The 17,811-nt window shown below is 62.8% G+C and carries 17 protein-coding genes; 7 read left to right on the top strand and 10 right to left on the bottom strand.

Annotated features, from left to right (window positions below):
- Window positions 1-254: 254 nt before the first annotated feature.
- On the top strand, window positions 255-683 hold the full coding sequence (locus AC56KZ_RS09915; RefSeq protein WP_497161985.1) for a hypothetical protein: 429 nt from the start codon (window positions 255-257) through the stop codon (window positions 681-683).
- 223 nt (window positions 684-906) lie between these two features.
- On the opposite strand, the gene AC56KZ_RS09920 is transcribed toward AC56KZ_RS09915, so the two are convergent.
- Window positions 907-1,800, bottom strand: a complete 894-nt coding sequence (locus tag AC56KZ_RS09920; RefSeq protein ID WP_497161986.1) for a DUF4394 domain-containing protein — start codon at window positions 1,798-1,800, stop codon at window positions 907-909.
- Between the two features lie 403 nt (window positions 1,801-2,203).
- Here AC56KZ_RS09920 and AC56KZ_RS09925 point away from each other — a divergent pair, with 403 nt between their 5' ends.
- The gene (locus AC56KZ_RS09925) at window positions 2,204-2,854 is read left to right on the top strand and encodes a hypothetical protein (protein ID WP_497161987.1); all 651 of its coding nucleotides are present in this window, start codon (window positions 2,204-2,206) and stop codon (window positions 2,852-2,854) included.
- 189 nt (window positions 2,855-3,043) lie between these two features.
- Window positions 3,044-3,613 (top strand): YdeI/OmpD-associated family protein, encoded by a 570-nt coding sequence (locus tag AC56KZ_RS09930; RefSeq protein ID WP_497161988.1) that lies wholly within the window; start codon window positions 3,044-3,046, stop codon window positions 3,611-3,613.
- Window positions 3,614-3,667: 54 nt separating this feature from the next.
- On the opposite strand, the gene tcdA is transcribed toward AC56KZ_RS09930, so the two are convergent.
- Window positions 3,668-4,537: a tRNA cyclic N6-threonylcarbamoyladenosine(37) synthase TcdA gene (tcdA, locus tag AC56KZ_RS09935; RefSeq protein ID WP_497161989.1), complete on the bottom strand. Its 870-nt coding sequence runs from the start codon at window positions 4,535-4,537 to the stop codon at window positions 3,668-3,670.
- A gap of 88 nt (window positions 4,538-4,625) precedes the next feature.
- Between tcdA and pdxH the strand changes: the two genes are divergently transcribed.
- Entirely contained in the window at window positions 4,626-5,843 is a 1,218-nt protein-coding gene (gene pdxH, locus AC56KZ_RS09940; RefSeq protein WP_497161990.1) for a pyridoxamine 5'-phosphate oxidase, read from the top strand.
- A gap of 21 nt (window positions 5,844-5,864) precedes the next feature.
- Here pdxH and msrA read toward each other — a convergent pair whose 3' ends face one another.
- Complete coding sequence (gene msrA / locus AC56KZ_RS09945; protein ID WP_497161991.1) at window positions 5,865-6,401, bottom strand: peptide-methionine (S)-S-oxide reductase MsrA; 537 nt, start codon at window positions 6,399-6,401, stop codon at window positions 5,865-5,867.
- A gap of 136 nt (window positions 6,402-6,537) precedes the next feature.
- Between msrA and AC56KZ_RS09950 the strand changes: the two genes are divergently transcribed.
- The 3 genes from AC56KZ_RS09950 to AC56KZ_RS09960 all read left to right on the top strand — a co-directional run bounded on the left by AC56KZ_RS09950 (window position 6,538) and on the right by AC56KZ_RS09960 (window position 10,665).
- A complete protein-coding gene (locus tag AC56KZ_RS09950; protein ID WP_497161992.1) occupies window positions 6,538-7,044 on the top strand; it encodes a flavin reductase family protein in 507 nt (168 codons plus the stop codon).
- Between the two features lie 93 nt (window positions 7,045-7,137).
- Complete coding sequence (locus tag AC56KZ_RS09955; protein WP_497161993.1) at window positions 7,138-8,331, top strand: acyl-CoA dehydrogenase; 1,194 nt, start codon at window positions 7,138-7,140, stop codon at window positions 8,329-8,331.
- Window positions 8,332-8,625: 294 nt separating this feature from the next.
- Entirely contained in the window at window positions 8,626-10,665 is a 2,040-nt protein-coding gene (locus AC56KZ_RS09960; protein ID WP_497161994.1) for a putative bifunctional diguanylate cyclase/phosphodiesterase, read from the top strand.
- A gap of 64 nt (window positions 10,666-10,729) precedes the next feature.
- Here the strand turns inward: AC56KZ_RS09960 and AC56KZ_RS09965 are convergent, their stop codons facing one another.
- From AC56KZ_RS09965 to fba, 7 genes are all read right to left on the bottom strand, one after another.
- Window positions 10,730-11,410: an OmpW/AlkL family protein gene (locus AC56KZ_RS09965; RefSeq protein ID WP_497161995.1), complete on the bottom strand. Its 681-nt coding sequence runs from the start codon at window positions 11,408-11,410 to the stop codon at window positions 10,730-10,732.
- Window positions 11,411-11,443: 33 nt separating this feature from the next.
- Window positions 11,444-12,799, bottom strand: coding sequence for an SGNH/GDSL hydrolase family protein (locus AC56KZ_RS09970; RefSeq protein ID WP_497161996.1), 1,356 nt, complete (start codon window positions 12,797-12,799; stop codon window positions 11,444-11,446).
- A 150-nt stretch (window positions 12,800-12,949) separates the two neighbouring features.
- Window positions 12,950-13,987, bottom strand: a complete 1,038-nt coding sequence (locus AC56KZ_RS09975; RefSeq protein ID WP_497161997.1) for an L-threonylcarbamoyladenylate synthase — start codon at window positions 13,985-13,987, stop codon at window positions 12,950-12,952.
- Entirely contained in the window at window positions 13,984-15,177 is a 1,194-nt protein-coding gene (locus AC56KZ_RS09980; protein WP_497161998.1) for a 5-(carboxyamino)imidazole ribonucleotide synthase, read from the bottom strand. The genes AC56KZ_RS09975 and AC56KZ_RS09980 overlap by 4 nt, the downstream gene beginning before the upstream one ends.
- A 43-nt stretch (window positions 15,178-15,220) precedes the next feature.
- Entirely contained in the window at window positions 15,221-15,718 is a 498-nt protein-coding gene (purE, locus tag AC56KZ_RS09985; RefSeq protein ID WP_497162133.1) for a 5-(carboxyamino)imidazole ribonucleotide mutase, read from the bottom strand.
- Between the two features lie 2 nt (window positions 15,719-15,720).
- Entirely contained in the window at window positions 15,721-16,617 is an 897-nt protein-coding gene (locus AC56KZ_RS09990) for a phosphoribosylaminoimidazolesuccinocarboxamide synthase (protein ID WP_497161999.1), read from the bottom strand.
- Between the two features lie 86 nt (window positions 16,618-16,703).
- On the bottom strand, window positions 16,704-17,768 hold the full coding sequence (gene fba / locus AC56KZ_RS09995; RefSeq protein WP_497162000.1) for a class II fructose-bisphosphate aldolase: 1,065 nt from the start codon (window positions 17,766-17,768) through the stop codon (window positions 16,704-16,706).
- Window positions 17,769-17,811 lie beyond the last annotated feature (43 nt).

Consider the following 17,811-nt stretch of genomic DNA (forward strand, 5'->3'; position numbering starts at 1 on the left):
TAGTAGGTAACCAGAGGGTCTGCTCAGGGTCCGTAAGAGGACGCTACAATACGTCTGCAATCGGCCAAAAGTGGAGGTTCTTTAACAGGCCAAGCCGTCCCGGTTTCTAGAGCAGAAAATTGATGAACTCAGAACAGGCTCCAGTCTTCCTTCGTCCACCATACTTGCTTGTCGGATCCCTTCCGTATATTCCTGCTCGGCGCGCGAAGGTCCGCTTCGGCCGGAAACAGACATAACGAAACAACGGATTACATATGGAAGAAATGTCGATTTCGACTGCTGTGATTACAGAGGAAGAAGCGAGTTCATGCCACTGCTGCGGACGGTCGGTGTATGAAGGCGAAGGCGTACTGAAGTCTGAATCCCACGAACTTGCGCACTACGGATACCGCTGGGCAGATGGACACGAATCGCGCTTTACCCTAGGGATTTGTGCCTTAGATCAGCAAGGTGCGAATCTTGCAGGTCTTGGAGTGGTGTCTTGCCGAAGTGATGGGGAAAAACTGATTTACACCGTTCTGGAACCGGAGCAAGCACCTTGGGGGGATAGTGAAGCCTTAGGGAAGGTTCTGACTCGCAGGCAGCTCCTTGAGGAAGGTCTGGTGCCAAATCTGTTTGATTTAGTAGATGCAATTGTGGCTAATGAGCCTAGGATCTCTTCCAGAATACTGCAAGAAATTTAGGACGTTCAGAATGCGCAGTCGATCGCGGTCCTTCACCGGTAGACTCCTTCGGCCAGACGCCGCCTTCAAAATTGCCTTGTCAGTCGGCTGGCACCGCAAGCCTTACGTTTGCAATATTGCCCCTGCCCTTGCTGCATTTTCCACACGGCTGTAAACGACAAAGTCCCGGAAAACCGGGACTCTGGGTTGCAAGCTGGGTTGCAAGCGCCGATTGGCGCCGAGATTAACGGCCGGCGCTGCGGCGCTTGCGCGCGAAGGCGCCGACACCGAATAACCCGGCCAGCATCAGGCTGATCGTTGCTGGTTCTGGCACCGCTGTAGCCGCGGCGCTCGACGTCAGGCCGATCACGTTGCCGTTGCCGGTGAGGTTAAAGCCGCCGAGCAGGCTTGCAAAGCCGGTGCCCAGATTGATGGAGTAAAAGCTGGAATTGCCGTTACCGATCTGCAGCGCGGCGAACGCGGTGGATGCGCCGAAGATGTCAAAGCCACCGATATTACCGGCATTGAAGCCGAGGGCGCCGACGGTCGTGATCGTCGGGTTGGCGAAACCGGTGGTTGCCAGCTTCAGGTCGTTCGATTGGGAATCAATGAAGTAAAGCGAGGTCGCTGTGGCTGCATCAATATCGTTGTTCGAATAGGCAATCGACGTGAGGTTAGCCTGGATAGCCGTCTGTGCGGTGTAAGTGGCGGTGCCGACATTGAACGCGCCATTTTGCCCGGTGCTCGTGATGACCCGCAACGAAGCCAGGTTTTGACGATCGGCTTCCGGATTGAAATCGATGCCGATCACGGTGCCGGCGGAGATGCCGGGAACCGTACCGATCACCGTGGCCGCGCCACTGGCTGCGATCGAGAAAACGCGGCCCTGATTACTGACGCCATACAGTACGCCCGTCGTCGGACGGCGGTCGATGCCGACCAGAGTTTCTCCCGTAGCGAGGCCGGTAACGCTGACAAACGACGACTGCGACCCAGGAGTAGCGCTGTCGAAGGTAAATAGCGAATTCGTATCGGTCAAACCCAGAATCGGGACGGCGAAAGCAGGAACGGCGGAAAACAGCGTAGCGGCGACAGCGACGGCAAGACTGGCGGCTTTGGTTTTGAAACGTGTATTCATCGCGGAGTAGCTCCTAGGTTGGAATGACCGTATCGACGAATGTCGAAAGTCATCGGTTGATTTGATTAATTTGATTAGCTTAAAGCAAGTCCTGGGCCATGCTCTATGCAATTCCGATAAAATCAGCCGTTTCAATGACTTGCAGAATCGTTTCTTGACGAAAATGACGATGACACAATCTCAAATACGCTTACTGTAAAATAAATCGACAGCCGTTTTAGAGCGTCTAACGAACCCTTCAGAGCAAGGGATACGGCCACCCGGTGCGGCGACGACGACAGTACGACTGTACGGCGAGGAGCTGCAACGCAGCTATGGAGGTTTTGCCAGGCGCTCTTAGTTATCTTCCTAGGCGTGACTTAAGTCGATTAATAGGACCAGCCAGGGAGGTAGGCTCAGTAAAATGAAAAACAAGTTTATTGATGAGGTAGAGCTTGCGTGCAATCTGGCACTCGCCTCCTCTGGTTTTCACTTTCCACGAAAAAGTACGCGTTTGTTTCCCATTTCGGCCGACACCTACGGTTGGGTGGGTTTGAATAGATGCAAGGTAGGCGATACATGGCGCATTAATCCGTTCATAGGTGTGCATTGCGTCTCCATCATGCGGCTGTGGTACGAACTTGACACCTACCGCAAACCGAAATATCTCCTTGGCCAAACCGCCACGGCGGCGCTTCATCTGGGCGAACTTGCACCAGACATCGATGGTTTCAGTTTTCAGCAGTCGCAACCTCCCGAGGACGAAGCTCGCCGCCTGGCTGAAGCAGTAATCAAGTTCGGCTTGCCTTGGATGAGGGAAAACGCGAATCTTGAGGCCTTGCTCGGCTTGTTCCGCGAGAAAGAAGAGATGCTTGGAGGGTACCCCGAACGTATAGCCGTGGTGCTATTCCTGCTAGGCCGTTTCAACGAAATGTCGGACTATTTGGACTCCCGGCTCCACGTGTATGCTCAAAAGCCTGCGTGGAGTGAGGTAACAGAATCGTGGAAGCAATTTTCAACCGCCCTGCGAAATCGTCTGCCTGCGCGCCAAGTTGGCGTAAGCACTGATGGCTGATTAACGGCGTGCCCCGACATCGGAATGTCTGGTTCGGATCGTTTGCGGACGTGCCCAGCGAACGCTAACGAAAGAATGGTCCAGCAATTCGAAAAGCAAAAAGCACTTGTTGGGCTGCGCCACGCAGCTAACGACCAATAGCAGTCCTTGCCAGCCCTGGCTCGGACCTACTCCATTTGTGAGAACATCATGGCTGACATGACTCCCACCTTTTTCGTCGAAGCCCGGGCCTTTCGCGCCTGGCTCGAGATCCATGCTGCCAGCGCCACCGAACTGCTTGTCGGCTTCCACAAGGTCGGTTCACGCCAGGCCTGCATGAGCTGGTCCGAGTCGGTCGACGAAGCCCTGTGCTTCGGCTGGATAGACGGCCGCCGCAAGCGCATCGACGAGGACAGCTACTCCATCCGCTTCACGCCACGCAAGGCATCCTCGATCTGGAGCGTGGTCAACATCGCCAAGATGGACAAGCCGCGTGCCGAGGGAAAGATGAAGCCGGCGGGAGAAGCTGCTTTTGCACTGCGCCTCGAAACGAAATCCGGCATCTATGCACACGAACGGAGCGACGTTCCCGAATTGGCGGAGCAAGAGCGCGAACGCTTTCAGCGTGATGTGGCGGCCTGGGCTTACTTCCAGGCAGCACCGCCCGGCTACCGCAAAACCACCCTGCACTGGATCACCAAGGCCAAGCGGGAAGAAACGCGCAGCAAGCGGCTGGAGCAGCTCATGCAGGCGTGCGCGGCTGGCAAACGGCTGGTGTGAAACGCTGGTTGACGACTCGGATGAGGACGCAATCCAGCAACGCTGCCTGAAGCGTTAAGCGGCAAGCCCTGAGGCAGGCGCAGCGGGCGCCGCGAGCTCGGCCGCCTCGGCCATCCTGCGCAGGATATGGCCGGCCGCGATCATCCCGAAGCTGGCGGTGACGACCATGCTCGAACCAAAACCCGCGCAGTTCAGGCCGGTGACGCTGGAACCGATCTCGCAGGCATCTTCCGCTTCCGGATAGCGCAAGGGCTCCATCGAGAACACGGCGTCGATCCCGTATTTCTGCTTCTCGCCGCGCGAAAAGCCATACTCGGCGCGCAGCAGCTTGCGTACTTTCTTGAGCAGCGGCTCTTGCTCGGTGCGGCCAAGGTCGCGCACTTCGATCATGGTCGGGTCGATCTGGCCGCCGGCGCCGCCGATGGTAATCATCGGCAGCTTGTGCTCGCGGCAATAGGCAATCAGCGCTGCTTTCGCCTTGACGCTGTCAATGGCGTCGACCACGTAATCGAATCGCGGCGAGCCAGAGGCCTTGGCCCCGATCATCCGAACGATGTTGTCCGGCTCGATGAAATCCTCGACCAGCGTGACCCGGCAGAAGGGATTGATCTGGGCGATGCGTTCACGCAGCGCCTCGATCTTCGGCTGGCCGATGGTCGAGCTCAAGGCCTGGATCTGGCGGTTGATGTTCGATTCGGCCACGTTGTCGAGGTCGATCAGGGTCAGGTGGCCAACCGCGCTGCGCGCCAGTGCCTCGACGATCCAGGAGCCGACACCGCCAACGCCGATGACGCAAACGTGCGCCGCACGGAAGCGTTCCAGCGCACGCTCGCCGTAGAGACGGGCAATGCCGCCGAAGCGGTGCTCGAAGTCGACCTCGTCGTCAGGTGCAGGGGCAAAGATGTGGGTATCGATCGTCGTCATCCGGCCATTTTACCGGACCCATCTTTCTCAACTGCCCTAAAATAGCTCTTAATTAATCAAAAAACTTTCCCCTGTCAAAATTACGCCAATGAACGATTTCCTTCCTGACACTGCCCCCGGTTTCGACCAGCCGATTGCCGTGCTCAAGCATTGCCACGATCGCATCCGCAAGCAGCTGGCAACGCTCGAGCGGCTGCTGTCGCACCTGCCCGAGCATGGCGCCGACGAAGGGGCGCGCCAGGCGGCCAGCGCCGTGCTGAAGTATTTCGAGAAGGCATCGCACCTGCACCACGCCGACGAAGAGCAGGATCTGATCCCGATGCTGCGCGCGGTGGCCCAGGGCGAGGACGCCGCCACCCTGCAGGCGCTGGTGCCGGTGATCCTGCAAGACCACAAGGACATGGACACGCTCTGGCAAGACTTGCACGAGCAGCTGGTCGCGATTGCCGCAGGTAGTGCGGGCGCCCTGTCGACCTCCGCCGTGCAGCGCTTCGTGCAGCGCTATACGGCGCACATGGAGCGCGAGGAAAGCACGGTGGCGCCGATGGCGCTGCGCCTGTTCTCGGGCGACCAGATGCGCCAGCTGGGCGAGGCGATGGCGCGCCGCCGCGGCATCGGCGCCGATAGCGGTGCAAGCGGTACGCCAGCGCAGGCACCGCAGGCCGTGGGCGACGCCGTTGCCGGGCTGCGCAAGGATTACGGCCAGGCCAGCCTGGACGAAGACGATGTGCTGGACGATCCGATGCTGCAGTTCACGCGCTGGTTCGAGCAAGCCTTGCAGGCCCAGGTGAACGAGCCGAACGCGATGAATGTCGCCACAGTGGGCGCCGATGGGCGGCCAAGTTCGCGCATCGTGCTGGTCAAGCAGTTCGACGAGCGCGGCTTTACCTGGTACACCAACTACGACAGCCGCAAGGGCGAGGAACTGCGCGCCCATCCACATGCGGCGCTGCTATTTTTCTGGAGCGAACTGGAACGCCAGGTGCGCATCGAAGGCCGGGTCGAATTGACCGTGCCCGAAGAAAGCGACAGGTATTTCCACAGCCGGCCCTTGAAAAGCCGCCTGGCCGCGATCGCCTCACGGCAAAGCGCGCCGATCGCCAACCGCGCGGCCCTCGAGCAGAATTATCAAGCGGTCGAGGCAGGCGCCGGGGAGGCGCCGCCACGTCCGGACAATTGGGGCGGCTTCCGGCTGGTGCCGGAACGTATCGAGTTCTGGCAGGGACGGCGCTCGCGCTTCCATGACCGGATTGTCTACACGCGGCAGCCGGATGGAAGCTGGACGAAAAGCCGCTTGCAGCCGTAACGTGGGCCGCCGAGGCCCTGGTTATTTTTTCCAGTGCTCATAAGTCTTGCGAAACTTCGCCACCTTCGGCGCCACCACGAAGGCGCAATAGCCCTGCATCGGGTGCTGGGCATAGTAATTCTGGTGGTATTCCTCGGCCTTGTACCAGGTCTCCTCAAGCAGCAGCTGCGTTACCAGCGGCGCGTCCCATACCGAGGCCATCTCCGCCATCACCTGGCGCGCGGTCGCTTCCTGCTGCGCATCCTGGTAAAAGATGACGGAGCGGTATTGCGGCCCTTCGTCATTGCCCTGGCGGTCCTGGGTCGTCGGATCGTGGATCGTGAAGAAGATTTCCAGGATGTCGCGGTAGCTGATGACGGCCGGATCGAATTCCAGGCGCACCACCTCGGCGTGGCCGGTGCCGGCGCTGCACACCTGTTCGTAGGTGGGATTGACGACGTGCCCGCCCATGTAGCCCGATTCGACGCGCGTCACGCCGCGCACTTCCAGATAGACCGCTTCGGTGCACCAGAAACATCCGCCGCCAAGGATCGCCACTTCCCTCGCTTGCTCGCTCATCCTGTTCCCCATCGCTGTTTTTGATGACCTTATGCTAGCGCAAAGCCTGGCCTTATGCCGGCGCAATACGTCCGCGCGAAGTACGGGGTAACGCGCCGTGCCGGCATCTGCCAGTCGGCAATGGCATAATGCTTCGATGAACACACGCTCTCCCTCCGCCACGGTGCGCGATTTCGACTCTGCGCATTTCCGCCAGGCGCTGTCGCAGTTCGCGACCGGGGTCACCGTCATCACGACGCGCCTGCCGGACGGCAGTTTTCGCGGCCTGACCGCGAGTTCCTTCAATTCCGTCTCGCTCGACCCACCGCTGGTGCTGTGGAGCCTGGGCGCGCGCGCCAACAGCATGCCTGTCTTCAGCGGCAATTCGCATTACGTCATCAACGTGCTCGCTGCTGGCCAGGAAGCGCTGGCGCTGCGCTTCTCGAAGCGCACGGACAGCGATCCTTTCGAGGGCATCGACTATGAATTGTCGCGCACCGGGCTGCCGATCCTGAGCGGGGTCGCCGCCTGGTTCGAATGCCACAACCGAAGCCGTTATCCCGAAGGCGACCATGTGATTTTCGTGGGCGAAGTCGAGGACTGCGCCGTGCAGCCGCAGCCGGGCCTGCTGTTTCACTCCGGGCGCTTCGGCAGCACCGAGTGAAAATGAAAATGGCTGTCGCAGTTTGAAAAGATGGGCCGCCATGCCTTTTCTATAATGATCCCTCATTAGAACCGACACCGACCAGGACGATCCATGAACCACTCCGATTCGCCACGCAAGGCCGCCTTCCACTGGGACGATCCGCTGTTGCTGGGCAGCCAGCTGAGCGATGACGAGCGCATGGTGCGCGACGCCTCCGCCGCCTACTGCCAGGACAAGTTACAGCCGCGCATACTCGAGGCCTTCCGCCACGAGCGCATGGACAATTCCATCTTCCGCGAAATGGGCGACCTTGGCCTGCTCGGCCCGACCATTCCCGAACAGTACGGCGGCCCTGGCCTGAACTATGTCGCCTATGGCCTGATCGCGCGCGAAGTCGAGCGTGTCGACTCCGGCTACCGCTCGATGATGAGCGTGCAATCCTCGCTGGTGATGGTGCCGATCTACGAATTCGGCAACGAGGAAACGAAGCAGAAATACCTGCCGAAGCTGGCCACCGGCGAATGGATCGGCTGCTTCGGCCTGACCGAGCCGAACCATGGCTCGGATCCGGGTTCGATGGTCACCCGCGCGCGCAAGGTCGAGGGCGGTTACGCACTGAGCGGCTCGAAAATGTGGATCACCAATTCGCCGGTCGCCGACGTGTTCGTGGTCTGGGCCAAGGACGACGAAGGCGCGATCCGCGGCTTTGTGCTGGAAAAGGACTGGAAAGGCTTGTCGGCCCCGGCGATCCACGGCAAGTTCGGCCTGCGCGCCTCGGTCACCGGCGAAATCGTCATGGACAACGTGTTCTGCCCGGAAGAAAACGCCTTCCCGGACGTGCGCGGTCTGAAAGGTCCGTTCACCTGCCTGAACTCGGCGCGCTACGGCATCGCCTGGGGCGCGCTGGGCGCGGCCGAAGCCTGCTGGCACACCGCACGCCAGTACACGCTCGACCGCCACCAGTTCGGCAAACCGCTTGCGGCCAACCAGCTGGTGCAGAAAAAGCTGGCCGACATGCAGACCGACATCACCCTCGGCCTGCAGGGCTGCCTGCGCCTGGGCCGCATGAAGGACGAAGGCACCGCCGCCGTCGAGATCACCTCGATGATGAAGCGCAATTCCTGCGGCAAGGCGCTGGACGTGGCCCGGACCGCGCGCGACATGCTCGGCGGTAACGGTATCTCGGACGAGTTCGGCATCATCCGCCACATGGTCAACCTCGAAGTGGTCAACACTTATGAAGGCACCCACGACATTCACGCCCTGATCCTGGGCCGCGCCCAGACCGGTATCGCCGCGTTCTGAGGCCTTCCGGCAGGCAAGCGATGTTAGCGCCCACTGACCGCGCAAGCGGCTGTGGGCGCTGTTGTGTTAAGTCATTCATGGTGCATAAATGGCACGTATCATTTTGACAACGCATGAAATAAACTTGTATTGTCATAACGAACTGACATAATTTTCGCGTTACCATGTGTGTAGATCAAGCGTCGTCCAGCTGATGTTCCACCTACCTCAAGCGCGCGGAACATGCACTCATCAAACCAACACGTATCGCCAAACTTGCGGTCGCACGACGCCTCGGCGTTGTCGCTGGACCTATTGCTGAGCAACTTGCCTGGCGTGGTGTATCGCTGCCTGGACGACCGCGACTGGACCATGGAGTTCCTCAGCGCCGGCGTCGAAAAACTCACCGGTTACCCTGCCTCGGCCTTCACGGGCGACGGTGCGATGTCGTTCGCCAGCCTGATCCACCCGGACGACCGCGCGCAAGTGTCCGTCGACGCGCAGGCCGCCATTCGCGAACGCCGTCCTTTCCAGCTCAGTTACCGCATCACCACGGCCGCCGGCAAGCTGCGCTGGACCTGGGAACAAGGCGCGGCCGTCCATGACGAGCAGGGCAATGTCGTGGCGCTGGAAGGTTTTATCGCCGACATCACGGTCTTGCGGCGCGCCGACGTGCTGGCGCTGGAACAGGCATCCCTGCTGGACCAGGCACGCGATGCGATTTTCGTCATGGACATGGGCTCACGCATCACCTACTGGAACAAGGGCGCCGAACGGCTCTACGGCTGGCAAGCGGACGAGGCGGTAGGCAAGCGCATGCAGGACCTGCTGTGCGATAACCATGCAGCCTTCAGCGCCGCCTTCCGCCATGCCGTCGTCGAGGGGGAATGGGGGGGCGAGCTGTTGCAGCACCGGCGCGACGGCAGCTCGATTCAGGTCGACACGCGCTGGACCGTGGTGGCGGCCGACCCCGCCTCAGGCGTGGCCCAGAAAATCCTGGTCATCAGCACCGATATCAGCGAACGCAAGAGCAATGAGGAGCGCATCCACCGGCTCGCGTATTTCGATGCCCTGACCGAATTGCCGAACCGCGCCAGCCTGCTCGACCACTTGCGCCGCGCCCTGCTCGGCAGCGCGCGTTCGAGCAAGTTGGGGGCATTGATGTTCCTCGACCTCGACAATTTCAAAACCCTGAACGACACCCATGGCCACGCGGCCGGCGACATGCTGCTGCAGGCCGTCGCGCGCCGGCTCGAGCACAGCGTGCGCGAGAGCGACCTGGTTGCCCGCATCGGCGGCGACGAATTCGTGATCCTGGTGCAGCCCGAGGAAGAAACGCTCGACGCCGCCGCGAAACAGGCCGAAACCGTGGCCGCCAAGGTGGTCGCGGCCATGCGCGCGCCCTTCCAGCTGGCGGACTTCGCGTATTCGGTCTCGACCAGCGTCGGCGTGACGATGATCAGCGGCGCGCTCGACACGGTGGAGTCGGCCCTGAAGCAGGCCGATACCGCGATGTACCAGGCCAAGGCGGCCGGCCGCAACACCTTCCGTTTTTTCGACCCCGCCATGCAGGCCAAGTGGAATGCGCGCTCGGAACTCGAGAACGGCCTGCGGCGCGCGCTGCGCAACCGCGAATTCATCCTGAACTACCAGCCCCAGCTCGACGGCGACAGCCGCGTGATCGGCGCCGAGGCGCTGGTGCGCTGGCGCCTGCCGAACGGCGACGTGCTTTACCCGACCGAATTCATCAAGGCAGCCGAAGAAACCAACCTGATCGTCGAGATCGGGCGCTGGGTGCTTGGCACGGCCTGCATCGAACTGGCGAAATGGCAGCGCAACCCGGTAACGAAGCACCTCTCGCTGTCGGTCAATGTCAGCGCGCGCCAGTTCGTCGAACCCGATTTCGTGGCGATGACGCAGGAAATCCTGGCCGCCACCGGCGTCGATCCGCACGGCCTCAAGTTCGAGCTGACGGAAACGCTGGTGGTGACCGACTTCGCCCACACCGTGGAAACGATGGAAACCCTGCGCCGCCTCGGCATCACCTTCTCGCTCGACGATTTCGGCACCGGCTACTCGTCGCTGGCCTACCTGCGCAAGCTGCCGCTGGACCAGCTGAAAATCGATTATTCCTTCATGCGCGACGTGCTCACCGACCGCAACGACGCCTCGATCGTGCGCTCGATCATCGCCCTCGGCGGCAGCCTCGGCCTGCAGGTGATCGCCGAAGGCGTGGAAACCCAGGGCCAGCGCGAATGGCTGTCGCAGGCCGGCTGCTTCGCCTACCAGGGCTACCTGTACGAACGCGCCTTGAGCGGCGAGCATTTCACGGCCTACGCGTCCTGCCTGCACTGATGAAGAGGCGAAAAAAAAACCGGCGGCGCTGGCAGCGCTGCCGGTTTTGTTCGATCAATTCAGTTTAAAACTTGTAGCCGACGGCCAGCACCACCGCCACCGGATCGAGCTTCATGAACTGGGTCTGGCCGGTCGAGAAGTGCACGTCGGTGCGCAGCTTGCTCTTGTTGACCGTGACGTCGGCGAACCAGCGCTCGCTGAAGCTCATCGCCAGGCCGAGCTGGGCGGTGTAGGTGAACTTGTCGTCGATCTTGAAAGTCACCGGCTCGCCGCCTGGATTGAGCAGCGCACTCAGCTTGGCCGAACCACGTTCGCGCATGAAGTGGACATAGGTTGCACCGATGCCCACATAAGGACGGAACATGGCGCTTGGCGAGAAGAAGCGGTACTGCGCGAACAGCGTCGGCGGCAGTGCCTCGACGGTGCCGATTTCGCCGACCCCGGCAACCGAACCGGCGCCGATGATCGTGTTCTTATACGGCGTACCGAGCGCGGTCTCGAGCGAGATGTTGTCGGTCAGGCCATAGGTAAAAATCAGCACCGGCTGGATGTCGCCCTTGACGTCGGCCCTGGTGTTGGGCAGGGCCGGCGCCGACACGTTGCCGCTCTCGACCTTCGGGGTCAGCTCGTTGAAGCCGAACTTTGCGGTCCACTGGCCGGCCGACTGGGCCGACGCGCCCGCCGCGCACGCCAGCGCACTCGCAGCTACCAGCATCTTGACGGCGCTATTCAAACGGTTTTTCATTATCTCTCCAGATTCTTATTTGTATTGTCGACTTTACAGCCAGCCCTTGAGGGCCATGTCTTTCAGGACATAACGAGTGACCAGCTTGTACACGAAGGGGGTCGGGTGAATGTCGTCGGCGAACATGTAATGGCTGACGTCCGGCGCCGACAATGTCTTGCTCGTGCAGGTCAGCGACGAGGCCGTCGTGCAGGCCCGTGCGCTCGTGTTGGTCAGGCCATAAGGCGCAGGATTGACCACCTGGTCGGCGCTCACCGTGAACAGGTCGACGTAGATGGTGCGCGGGTCCTCGCCCAGGCCAGCCTTGAGCTGGGCGTTGAAGGCGTCGACCATGGCCTTGATCAACACCTGGGTTTCAGCGCTCTGCGACTTGCCCGACGGGGTACCGGCAACGTCCGGCAGGTTGTTGACGACGACGTAGTTCGCGCCCTTGGCGAGCAGCTCGGTCTTGACGATGGCGGCGAGCTCGGCGCCAGCCTTGCCGAGTGCGGCGACCAGCAGCGGCCCCTGCTGGGCGGCATAGGCGGCGCCGGCCTTGGCGCCCTCGGCCGCGGCGTCAGTGCCGGCTTTGGTGGCAGCGGTTTGCGCGGCAGCCGGCGAAGCGCCCAGGTTGATCGCCGCAATGGCGGCGGCGTTGGCGATGGCCGTCTGGTTGCCGCCTGCCAGCGCGGCGTTCTGGATCGCCAGGCCGATCGACTGTTGGGCGATGGCCTGGTTCGACGGCGTCACCAGCGGCACCAGGCCGCTGACGAGCAGCGTCGGGAAGGCCTTCTGGCCGGCTGCGGTGCCTGCCGCCGTGGCGCCAGCGCTCAGGCCGCCAAGCTGCATCAGCACGTCATTGCCGCCAGCCATGATCGTCACCAGTTCGGTGCCGCTGAACTTGCCGCTGGTTTTCGTCAGGTGATTTTTCACCTGGGTCACGACCGGCAAGGTCATCTGGCCCAGTTCAGGGCTGATGGCGCGGTTGCCCGGACCGATCGGATCGGTCACGCGGGCGCCGCCCTGGGCATAATTGAAGCAGTTGGCGTTGTTGACGATCGCGACGTTGAAGTCGAGTGCAGGATTCGCGTTATCCAGGCCTTGCAGGCCGGTCTGGGCGGCGCAAGGCGCAGGCAGCTCCAGCTCGGCAGCCAGGACCTCGGTCCAGTTCAAACCGGTGTACTCGGCATTCACCGAGGTATTCTTGCCATTGATGTTGTACTGGCCGCCACCGGCTGCCGCGATGGCGCCGACGGCATAGGTGCCGACGTCCGACAGGCTGTCGCCGAAGGTCACTTGCTGGCTGAACTTGACGGCGCGGGTCTGGTCGCCAGGGGCGGGATCGGTGCCGCCGCAAGCGGCGAGCGCAGCCGCTGCCAGCAGCGCGAGCGCAAATTTGGTGTGACGCATTGTGTCTCCTGAGGGGAATTAGATATTTTTTAGGCACGCGGGGAGGCCGGCCAGCCAAAGAATTATAGCAAGCATTGCCTTAGAGGAATGCTTTAAGAGATATGCGTGTGGGGCAATTGATACGGGGTAAGGCCCCGTCCACCCGGGATGTCAGGAAGCGTCGCGGTTGAGCAGGCCGTGCACGATCCCGGTCGAGCCGTGCGCGGCGCGGCGCAGGCGGTCGTTGACACCGAGCCAGGTGCCGTCCTGGGGTGGGGCTTCGACCAGGATCAGGTCGGCGCCGTGGGTGTCCATGGCGCGCAGCGCCGCGTACAGCGCATGCGCGAACCCTTCCGGCGTGGCCGGCAGGCGCTCACAAGCGTGGGCCGCCGGCAAGTCGGAATAGTGAATCAGGGCGACCTTGCGTCCTGCCTCCCCCATGCGCGCCAGGGTCTGGACCAGCGTGTCAGTGTCCTGCATCGCCACCGGCGTGTGCGGCGCGTAATGCGATTCGAGCGTGCCCGAGGCGCGCGGCGCAGTCGGGTCGGACTGCGGATCCGGCGCGCTCGGCAACTGGTCGATGACGGCTGCAATCGCTTCGGCGCTGACCTGCCCAGGACGCAGCAGCACCGGGCCGTGGGTAGCCAGGCGCGACAGGTCGACGATGGTCGACTCGATGCCGACCTGGGCAGCGCCGCCGTCGAGCACCAGCGCCACCGATCCATCGGCGCCGAATTCGTCACGCACGTGCTGGGCCGTCGTCGGGCTGACGTGGCCGAACTTGTTGGCCGACGGCGCCGCCACCCCGCCCTGCCCGCCTTTGAATGCCCGCAATAGTGCAATCGCCACCGGATGCGCGGGGCAGCGCAGGCCGACCGTGTCCTGGCCGCCGCTGACGCCGCTCGGAATGTTCGGCGCGCGTTTTAAAATCATGGTCAGCGGCCCCGGCCAGAATGCTTCGGCCAGCGCGTGCGCTTGCGGCGGAATCTCGCAGGCCCAGTGCGCCAGATCGGCTTCCGGCGCCAGGTGGACGATCACCGGGTGATCCTGCGGGCGGCCCTTGGCGGCGTAGATCGCGCTCACCGCCGCCGGGTTCTCGGCATCGGCGCCAAGTCCGTAGACGGTTTCGGTCGGGAAGCCGACCAGCTGGCCCGCTTCAAGCGCGCGCGCCGCCGCCTCGACCGCGGCCTGGTCGAGCTGTTCGTTCACGGCGCGATTCCGAGGATGGCGCAGGCCGCGTGCAATTGCGAGGTGGCCGCGTCGAGGGTCGGCGCCACGAAGGTGACGTGGCCCATCTTGCGGCCGCGGCGCGGCTCGGTCTTGCCGTACAGGTGCAGGAAGGCGCCGGGTAGCGCCAGCACGCGGTCCCAGGCCGGCTCGCGCAAGGTTTCTCCTTCAAACCAGACGTCGCCGAGGATATTCAGCATGGTCGCCGGCGAATGCTGGCGGCAATCACCCAGCGGCAATCTCGCCATCGCACGCACCTGCTGCGCGAACTGGCTGGTAACGCAGGCATCGATCGTGTAGTGACCGCTGTTGTGCGGGCGCGGCGCCATCTCGTTGACGACCAGGCTGCCGTCTTCCAGCACGAAGAACTCGATGCACAGCACGCCGACGTAGCCGAGCTGGGCCACGATCGCCTGCGCCGCATCCTGGGCGCGCCGGGCGCATTCCGGCGACACGTTCGGTCCAGGCACGGTGGTGGTAAACAGGATGCCGTCGCGGTGCACGTTCTCGGCGATCGGGTACACGACCGAGGCGCCATCGGCGCCACGTGCGGTCAGCACCGACACCTCGTAGGCCAGCGGCAGCATTTTTTCGAGCAGGCAGGTCACGCCCTGCATGGCCTCGAAGGCCGCGCGCAGCTCGGCGCGGCTGGCAACGCGCACCTGGCCCTTGCCGTCGTAACCCATGCGCACGGTTTTCAGGATGCCCGGCAGCAGGGCGTCGCCGACGGCGTCGATGTCGTCCAGCGAGGCAATGGTCTTGTGCGGCGCCGGCATCACGCCGGAGCTTGGCGCGCATTCGACAAAGAAGCGCTTTTCCAGGATGCGGTCCTGGGCAATGGCCACGCAGGCGCCGGCCGGGGCGACAAAACTGCCCTGCGCCAGCAGATTCATGCTGTCGGCCGGCACGTTCTCGAATTCGGTCGTCACCGCCGAACACAGCGCGGCCAGCTGGCCAAGCGCGACGGTATCGGCGTAATCGGCGTTGACGAGGCGCTCGGCCACTTCGCCGGCAGGGCAAACGGCGGCCGGCTCGAGGACGGCGACCTTGTAGCCCATGGCCTGGGCGGCCTGGGCGAACATGCGGCCGAGCTGGCCGCCACCCATGACGCCGAGCCAGGTCGGCGGGTTGGCGGCGGGAAGCAAAGGAGAATTGGTTGCAGCGTTGCTCATCAAACGGCTCTTCGCGCTTTCAGACATTCAGACATTCAGACATTCAGACAGGCAGGATCATGGCCCGCGCGGCGGCGGTCTGGTCCAGGCGGAACTGCTCCAGCCTCGAAGCCAGGGCATCGTCCGTTGCGGCCAGCATCGCCACCGCCGTGAGCGCGGCATTCGCGGCGCCCGCTTCGCCGATGGCAAAGGTCGCAACCGGCACGCCCTTGGGCATCTGCACGATCGACAGCAGCGAATCCTCGCCGCGCAGGTATTTGGACGGCACCGGCACGCCGAGCACCGGCACGATGGTTTTCGCGGCGATCATGCCCGGCAGGTGGGCGGCGCCCCCGGCCCCGGCGATGATGGCGCGCAGGCCGCGCGCGCGCGCGCTTTCGGCATAGGCGAACATTTCGTCCGGCATGCGGTGGGCCGAGATCACCTGCGCCTCGAAAGGCACGCCGAACTGCTCGAGCACGACGCAGGCATGCTGCATCACGTCCCAGTCCGAGGAGGAACCCATCACCACGCCCACCAGCGGTTTCGCTTCGCTTGTCATCGTCACGCTTTCAGCTTTTCGCCGGTCAGGCGTTCGATGGCTTCGAAATACTTGGCCTGGGTTTTATCGATGACCTCCGGCGGCAGCTGCGGCGCCGGCGCGCTCTTGTTCCAGTCATGGAGCGTCTCCAGGTAATCGCGCACGAACTGCTTGTCGAAAGATGGCGGCGACATGCCCGGTGCATACGAGTCCGCCGGCCAGAAGCGCGAGGAGTCGGCCGTCAGCACTTCGTCCATCAGGTGCAGCACGCCCTGGTCATCCAGGCCGAACTCGAATTTGGTGTCGGCGATGATGATGCCGCGCGTGGCCGCGTATTCGGCGGCGGCGGTGTAGAGGGCAATCGAAATGTCGCGCATTTGCGCCGCAAGGTCCGCCCCGATGCGGCTTTCCATGTCGGCGAACGAGATGTTCTCGTCGTGCTCGCCGATGTCGGCTTTCGCGGCCGGGGTAAAGATCGGCTGCGGCAGCTTGTCGGCCTGGCGCAGGCCGGCTGGCAGTGCGATGCCGCAGATGCTGCCGCTTGCCTGATAGTCCTTCCAGCCGGAACCGATGATGTAACCGCGCACCACCGCTTCGACCATGATCGGCTGCAGCCGCTTGGCCACGACCGCGCGGCCGCGCACCTGCCCGACTTCATCGGGCGCCACGACGCTTTCCGGCGCAACGCCGGTCAGGTGGTTCGGCACGATGTGGCCGAGCTTCTCGAACCAGAAATCGCTCATCTGGTTCAGCACCATGCCCTTGCCCGGAATCGGTTCGTTCATGACGACGTCGAAGGCGGACAGGCGGTCGGTGGTGACGATCAGGATCTTGTCCTCGCCGACGGCGTAGTTGTCGCGCACTTTGCCGCGGCCGAGCAGTGGCAGGGACTGGATCGTGGATTGGTAGAGGCTGTTCATAAGGGCTATCAGAGAAACGAAATCGGCGGAGCAGAGCCGCCGACAAGAAAACCGGGCTGCCGCAGCAGCCCGTTCGACACCGTATTTTACTTCACGAGCTGGGCCAGCTCGCCGGCCTTGTAACGCTCGGCCATCTTGTCCAGCGGGATCGGCTTGATCTTGCCGGCCTGGCCTTCGCAGCCGAACGACAGGTAACGCGCCTTGCAGATCTCGGTCGCCGCTTCGCGCGCAGGCTTGTTGTAGTCGCGCGGATCGAACTTGCCCGGGTTCTGGAACAGGTATTTGCGGATCGCGGCCGTCATCGCCAGGCGGATGTCGGTATCGATGTTGATCTTGCGAACGCCGTGCTTGATGCCTTCCTGGATCTCTTCGACCGGGACGCCATAGGTTTCCTTCATGTCGCCGCCGAACTCGCGGATGATCGCCAGCAGTTCCTGCGGCACCGACGACGAGCCGTGCATCACCAGGTGGGTGTTCGGGATGCGCGCGTGGATTTCCTTGATGCGGTCGATCGCCAGGATGTCGCCGGTCGGCTTGCGGCTGAATTTGTAGGCGCCGTGCGAGGTGCCGATGGCGATCGCCAGGGCGTCGCACTGGGTGCGGGCGACGAAGTCGGCGGCCTGGGCCACGTCGGTCAGCAGCTGCTCGCGGGTCATGGTGCCGTCGGCGCCGTGGCCGTCTTCCTTGTCGCCCTTCATCGTCTCGAGCGAACCGAGCACGCCCAGTTCGGCCTCGACGGTCACGCCGATCGAGTGCGCGAATTTCACGACTTCACGCGAGACTTCGACGTTGTATTCATACGATGCGACCGACTTGCCGTCCGCTTCCAGCGAACCGTCCATCATCACCGAGGTAAAACCCGAGCGGATCGCGGCCATGCAGACGGCCGGCGACTGGCCGTGGTCCTGGTGCATGACGACGGGGATGTGCGGGTAGGCTTCGACGGCGGCGTCGATCAGGTGGCGCAGGAATGCTTCGCCGGCGTATTTGCGCGCGCCGGCCGAGGCCTGCATGATCACCGGGCTGTTGGTGGCGTCGGCCGCGGCCATGATGGCCTGCACCTGTTCCAGGTTGTTGACGTTAAAGGCCGGCAGGCCGTAGCCGTTTTCAGCAGCATGGTCCAGCAGTTGACGCAGTGATACGAGTGCCATGGTAATACTCCAAGCAAGATAAGAAACAGTAGTAGGAGCTTCG

The organism is Telluria sp. LT2P34, from assembly GCF_059685915.1.

Excerpts from the sequence above, each read along its gene's own strand:
- AC56KZ_RS09915 (WP_497161985.1), top strand. The coding sequence starts at position 255 with ATGGAAGAAATGTCGATTTCGACTGCTGTGATTACAGAGGAAGAAGCG.
- AC56KZ_RS09920 (WP_497161986.1), bottom strand. The coding sequence starts at position 1,800 with ATGAATACACGTTTCAAAACCAAAGCCGCCAGTCTTGCCGTCGCTGTC.
- AC56KZ_RS09925 (WP_497161987.1), top strand. The coding sequence starts at position 2,204 with ATGAAAAACAAGTTTATTGATGAGGTAGAGCTTGCGTGCAATCTGGCA.
- AC56KZ_RS09930 (WP_497161988.1), top strand. The coding sequence starts at position 3,044 with ATGGCTGACATGACTCCCACCTTTTTCGTCGAAGCCCGGGCCTTTCGC.
- tcdA (WP_497161989.1), bottom strand. The coding sequence starts at position 4,537 with ATGACGACGATCGATACCCACATCTTTGCCCCTGCACCTGACGACGAG.
- pdxH (WP_497161990.1), top strand. The coding sequence starts at position 4,626 with ATGAACGATTTCCTTCCTGACACTGCCCCCGGTTTCGACCAGCCGATT.
- msrA (WP_497161991.1), bottom strand. The coding sequence starts at position 6,401 with ATGAGCGAGCAAGCGAGGGAAGTGGCGATCCTTGGCGGCGGATGTTTC.
- AC56KZ_RS09950 (WP_497161992.1), top strand. The coding sequence starts at position 6,538 with ATGAACACACGCTCTCCCTCCGCCACGGTGCGCGATTTCGACTCTGCG.
- AC56KZ_RS09955 (WP_497161993.1), top strand. The coding sequence starts at position 7,138 with ATGAACCACTCCGATTCGCCACGCAAGGCCGCCTTCCACTGGGACGAT.
- AC56KZ_RS09965 (WP_497161995.1), bottom strand. The coding sequence starts at position 11,410 with ATGAAAAACCGTTTGAATAGCGCCGTCAAGATGCTGGTAGCTGCGAGT.
- AC56KZ_RS09970 (WP_497161996.1), bottom strand. The coding sequence starts at position 12,799 with ATGCGTCACACCAAATTTGCGCTCGCGCTGCTGGCAGCGGCTGCGCTC.
- AC56KZ_RS09980 (WP_497161998.1), bottom strand. The coding sequence starts at position 15,177 with ATGAGCAACGCTGCAACCAATTCTCCTTTGCTTCCCGCCGCCAACCCG.
- purE (WP_497162133.1), bottom strand. The coding sequence starts at position 15,718 with ATGACAAGCGAAGCGAAACCGCTGGTGGGCGTGGTGATGGGTTCCTCC.
- AC56KZ_RS09990 (WP_497161999.1), bottom strand. The coding sequence starts at position 16,617 with ATGAACAGCCTCTACCAATCCACGATCCAGTCCCTGCCACTGCTCGGC.
- fba (WP_497162000.1), bottom strand. The coding sequence starts at position 17,768 with ATGGCACTCGTATCACTGCGTCAACTGCTGGACCATGCTGCTGAAAAC.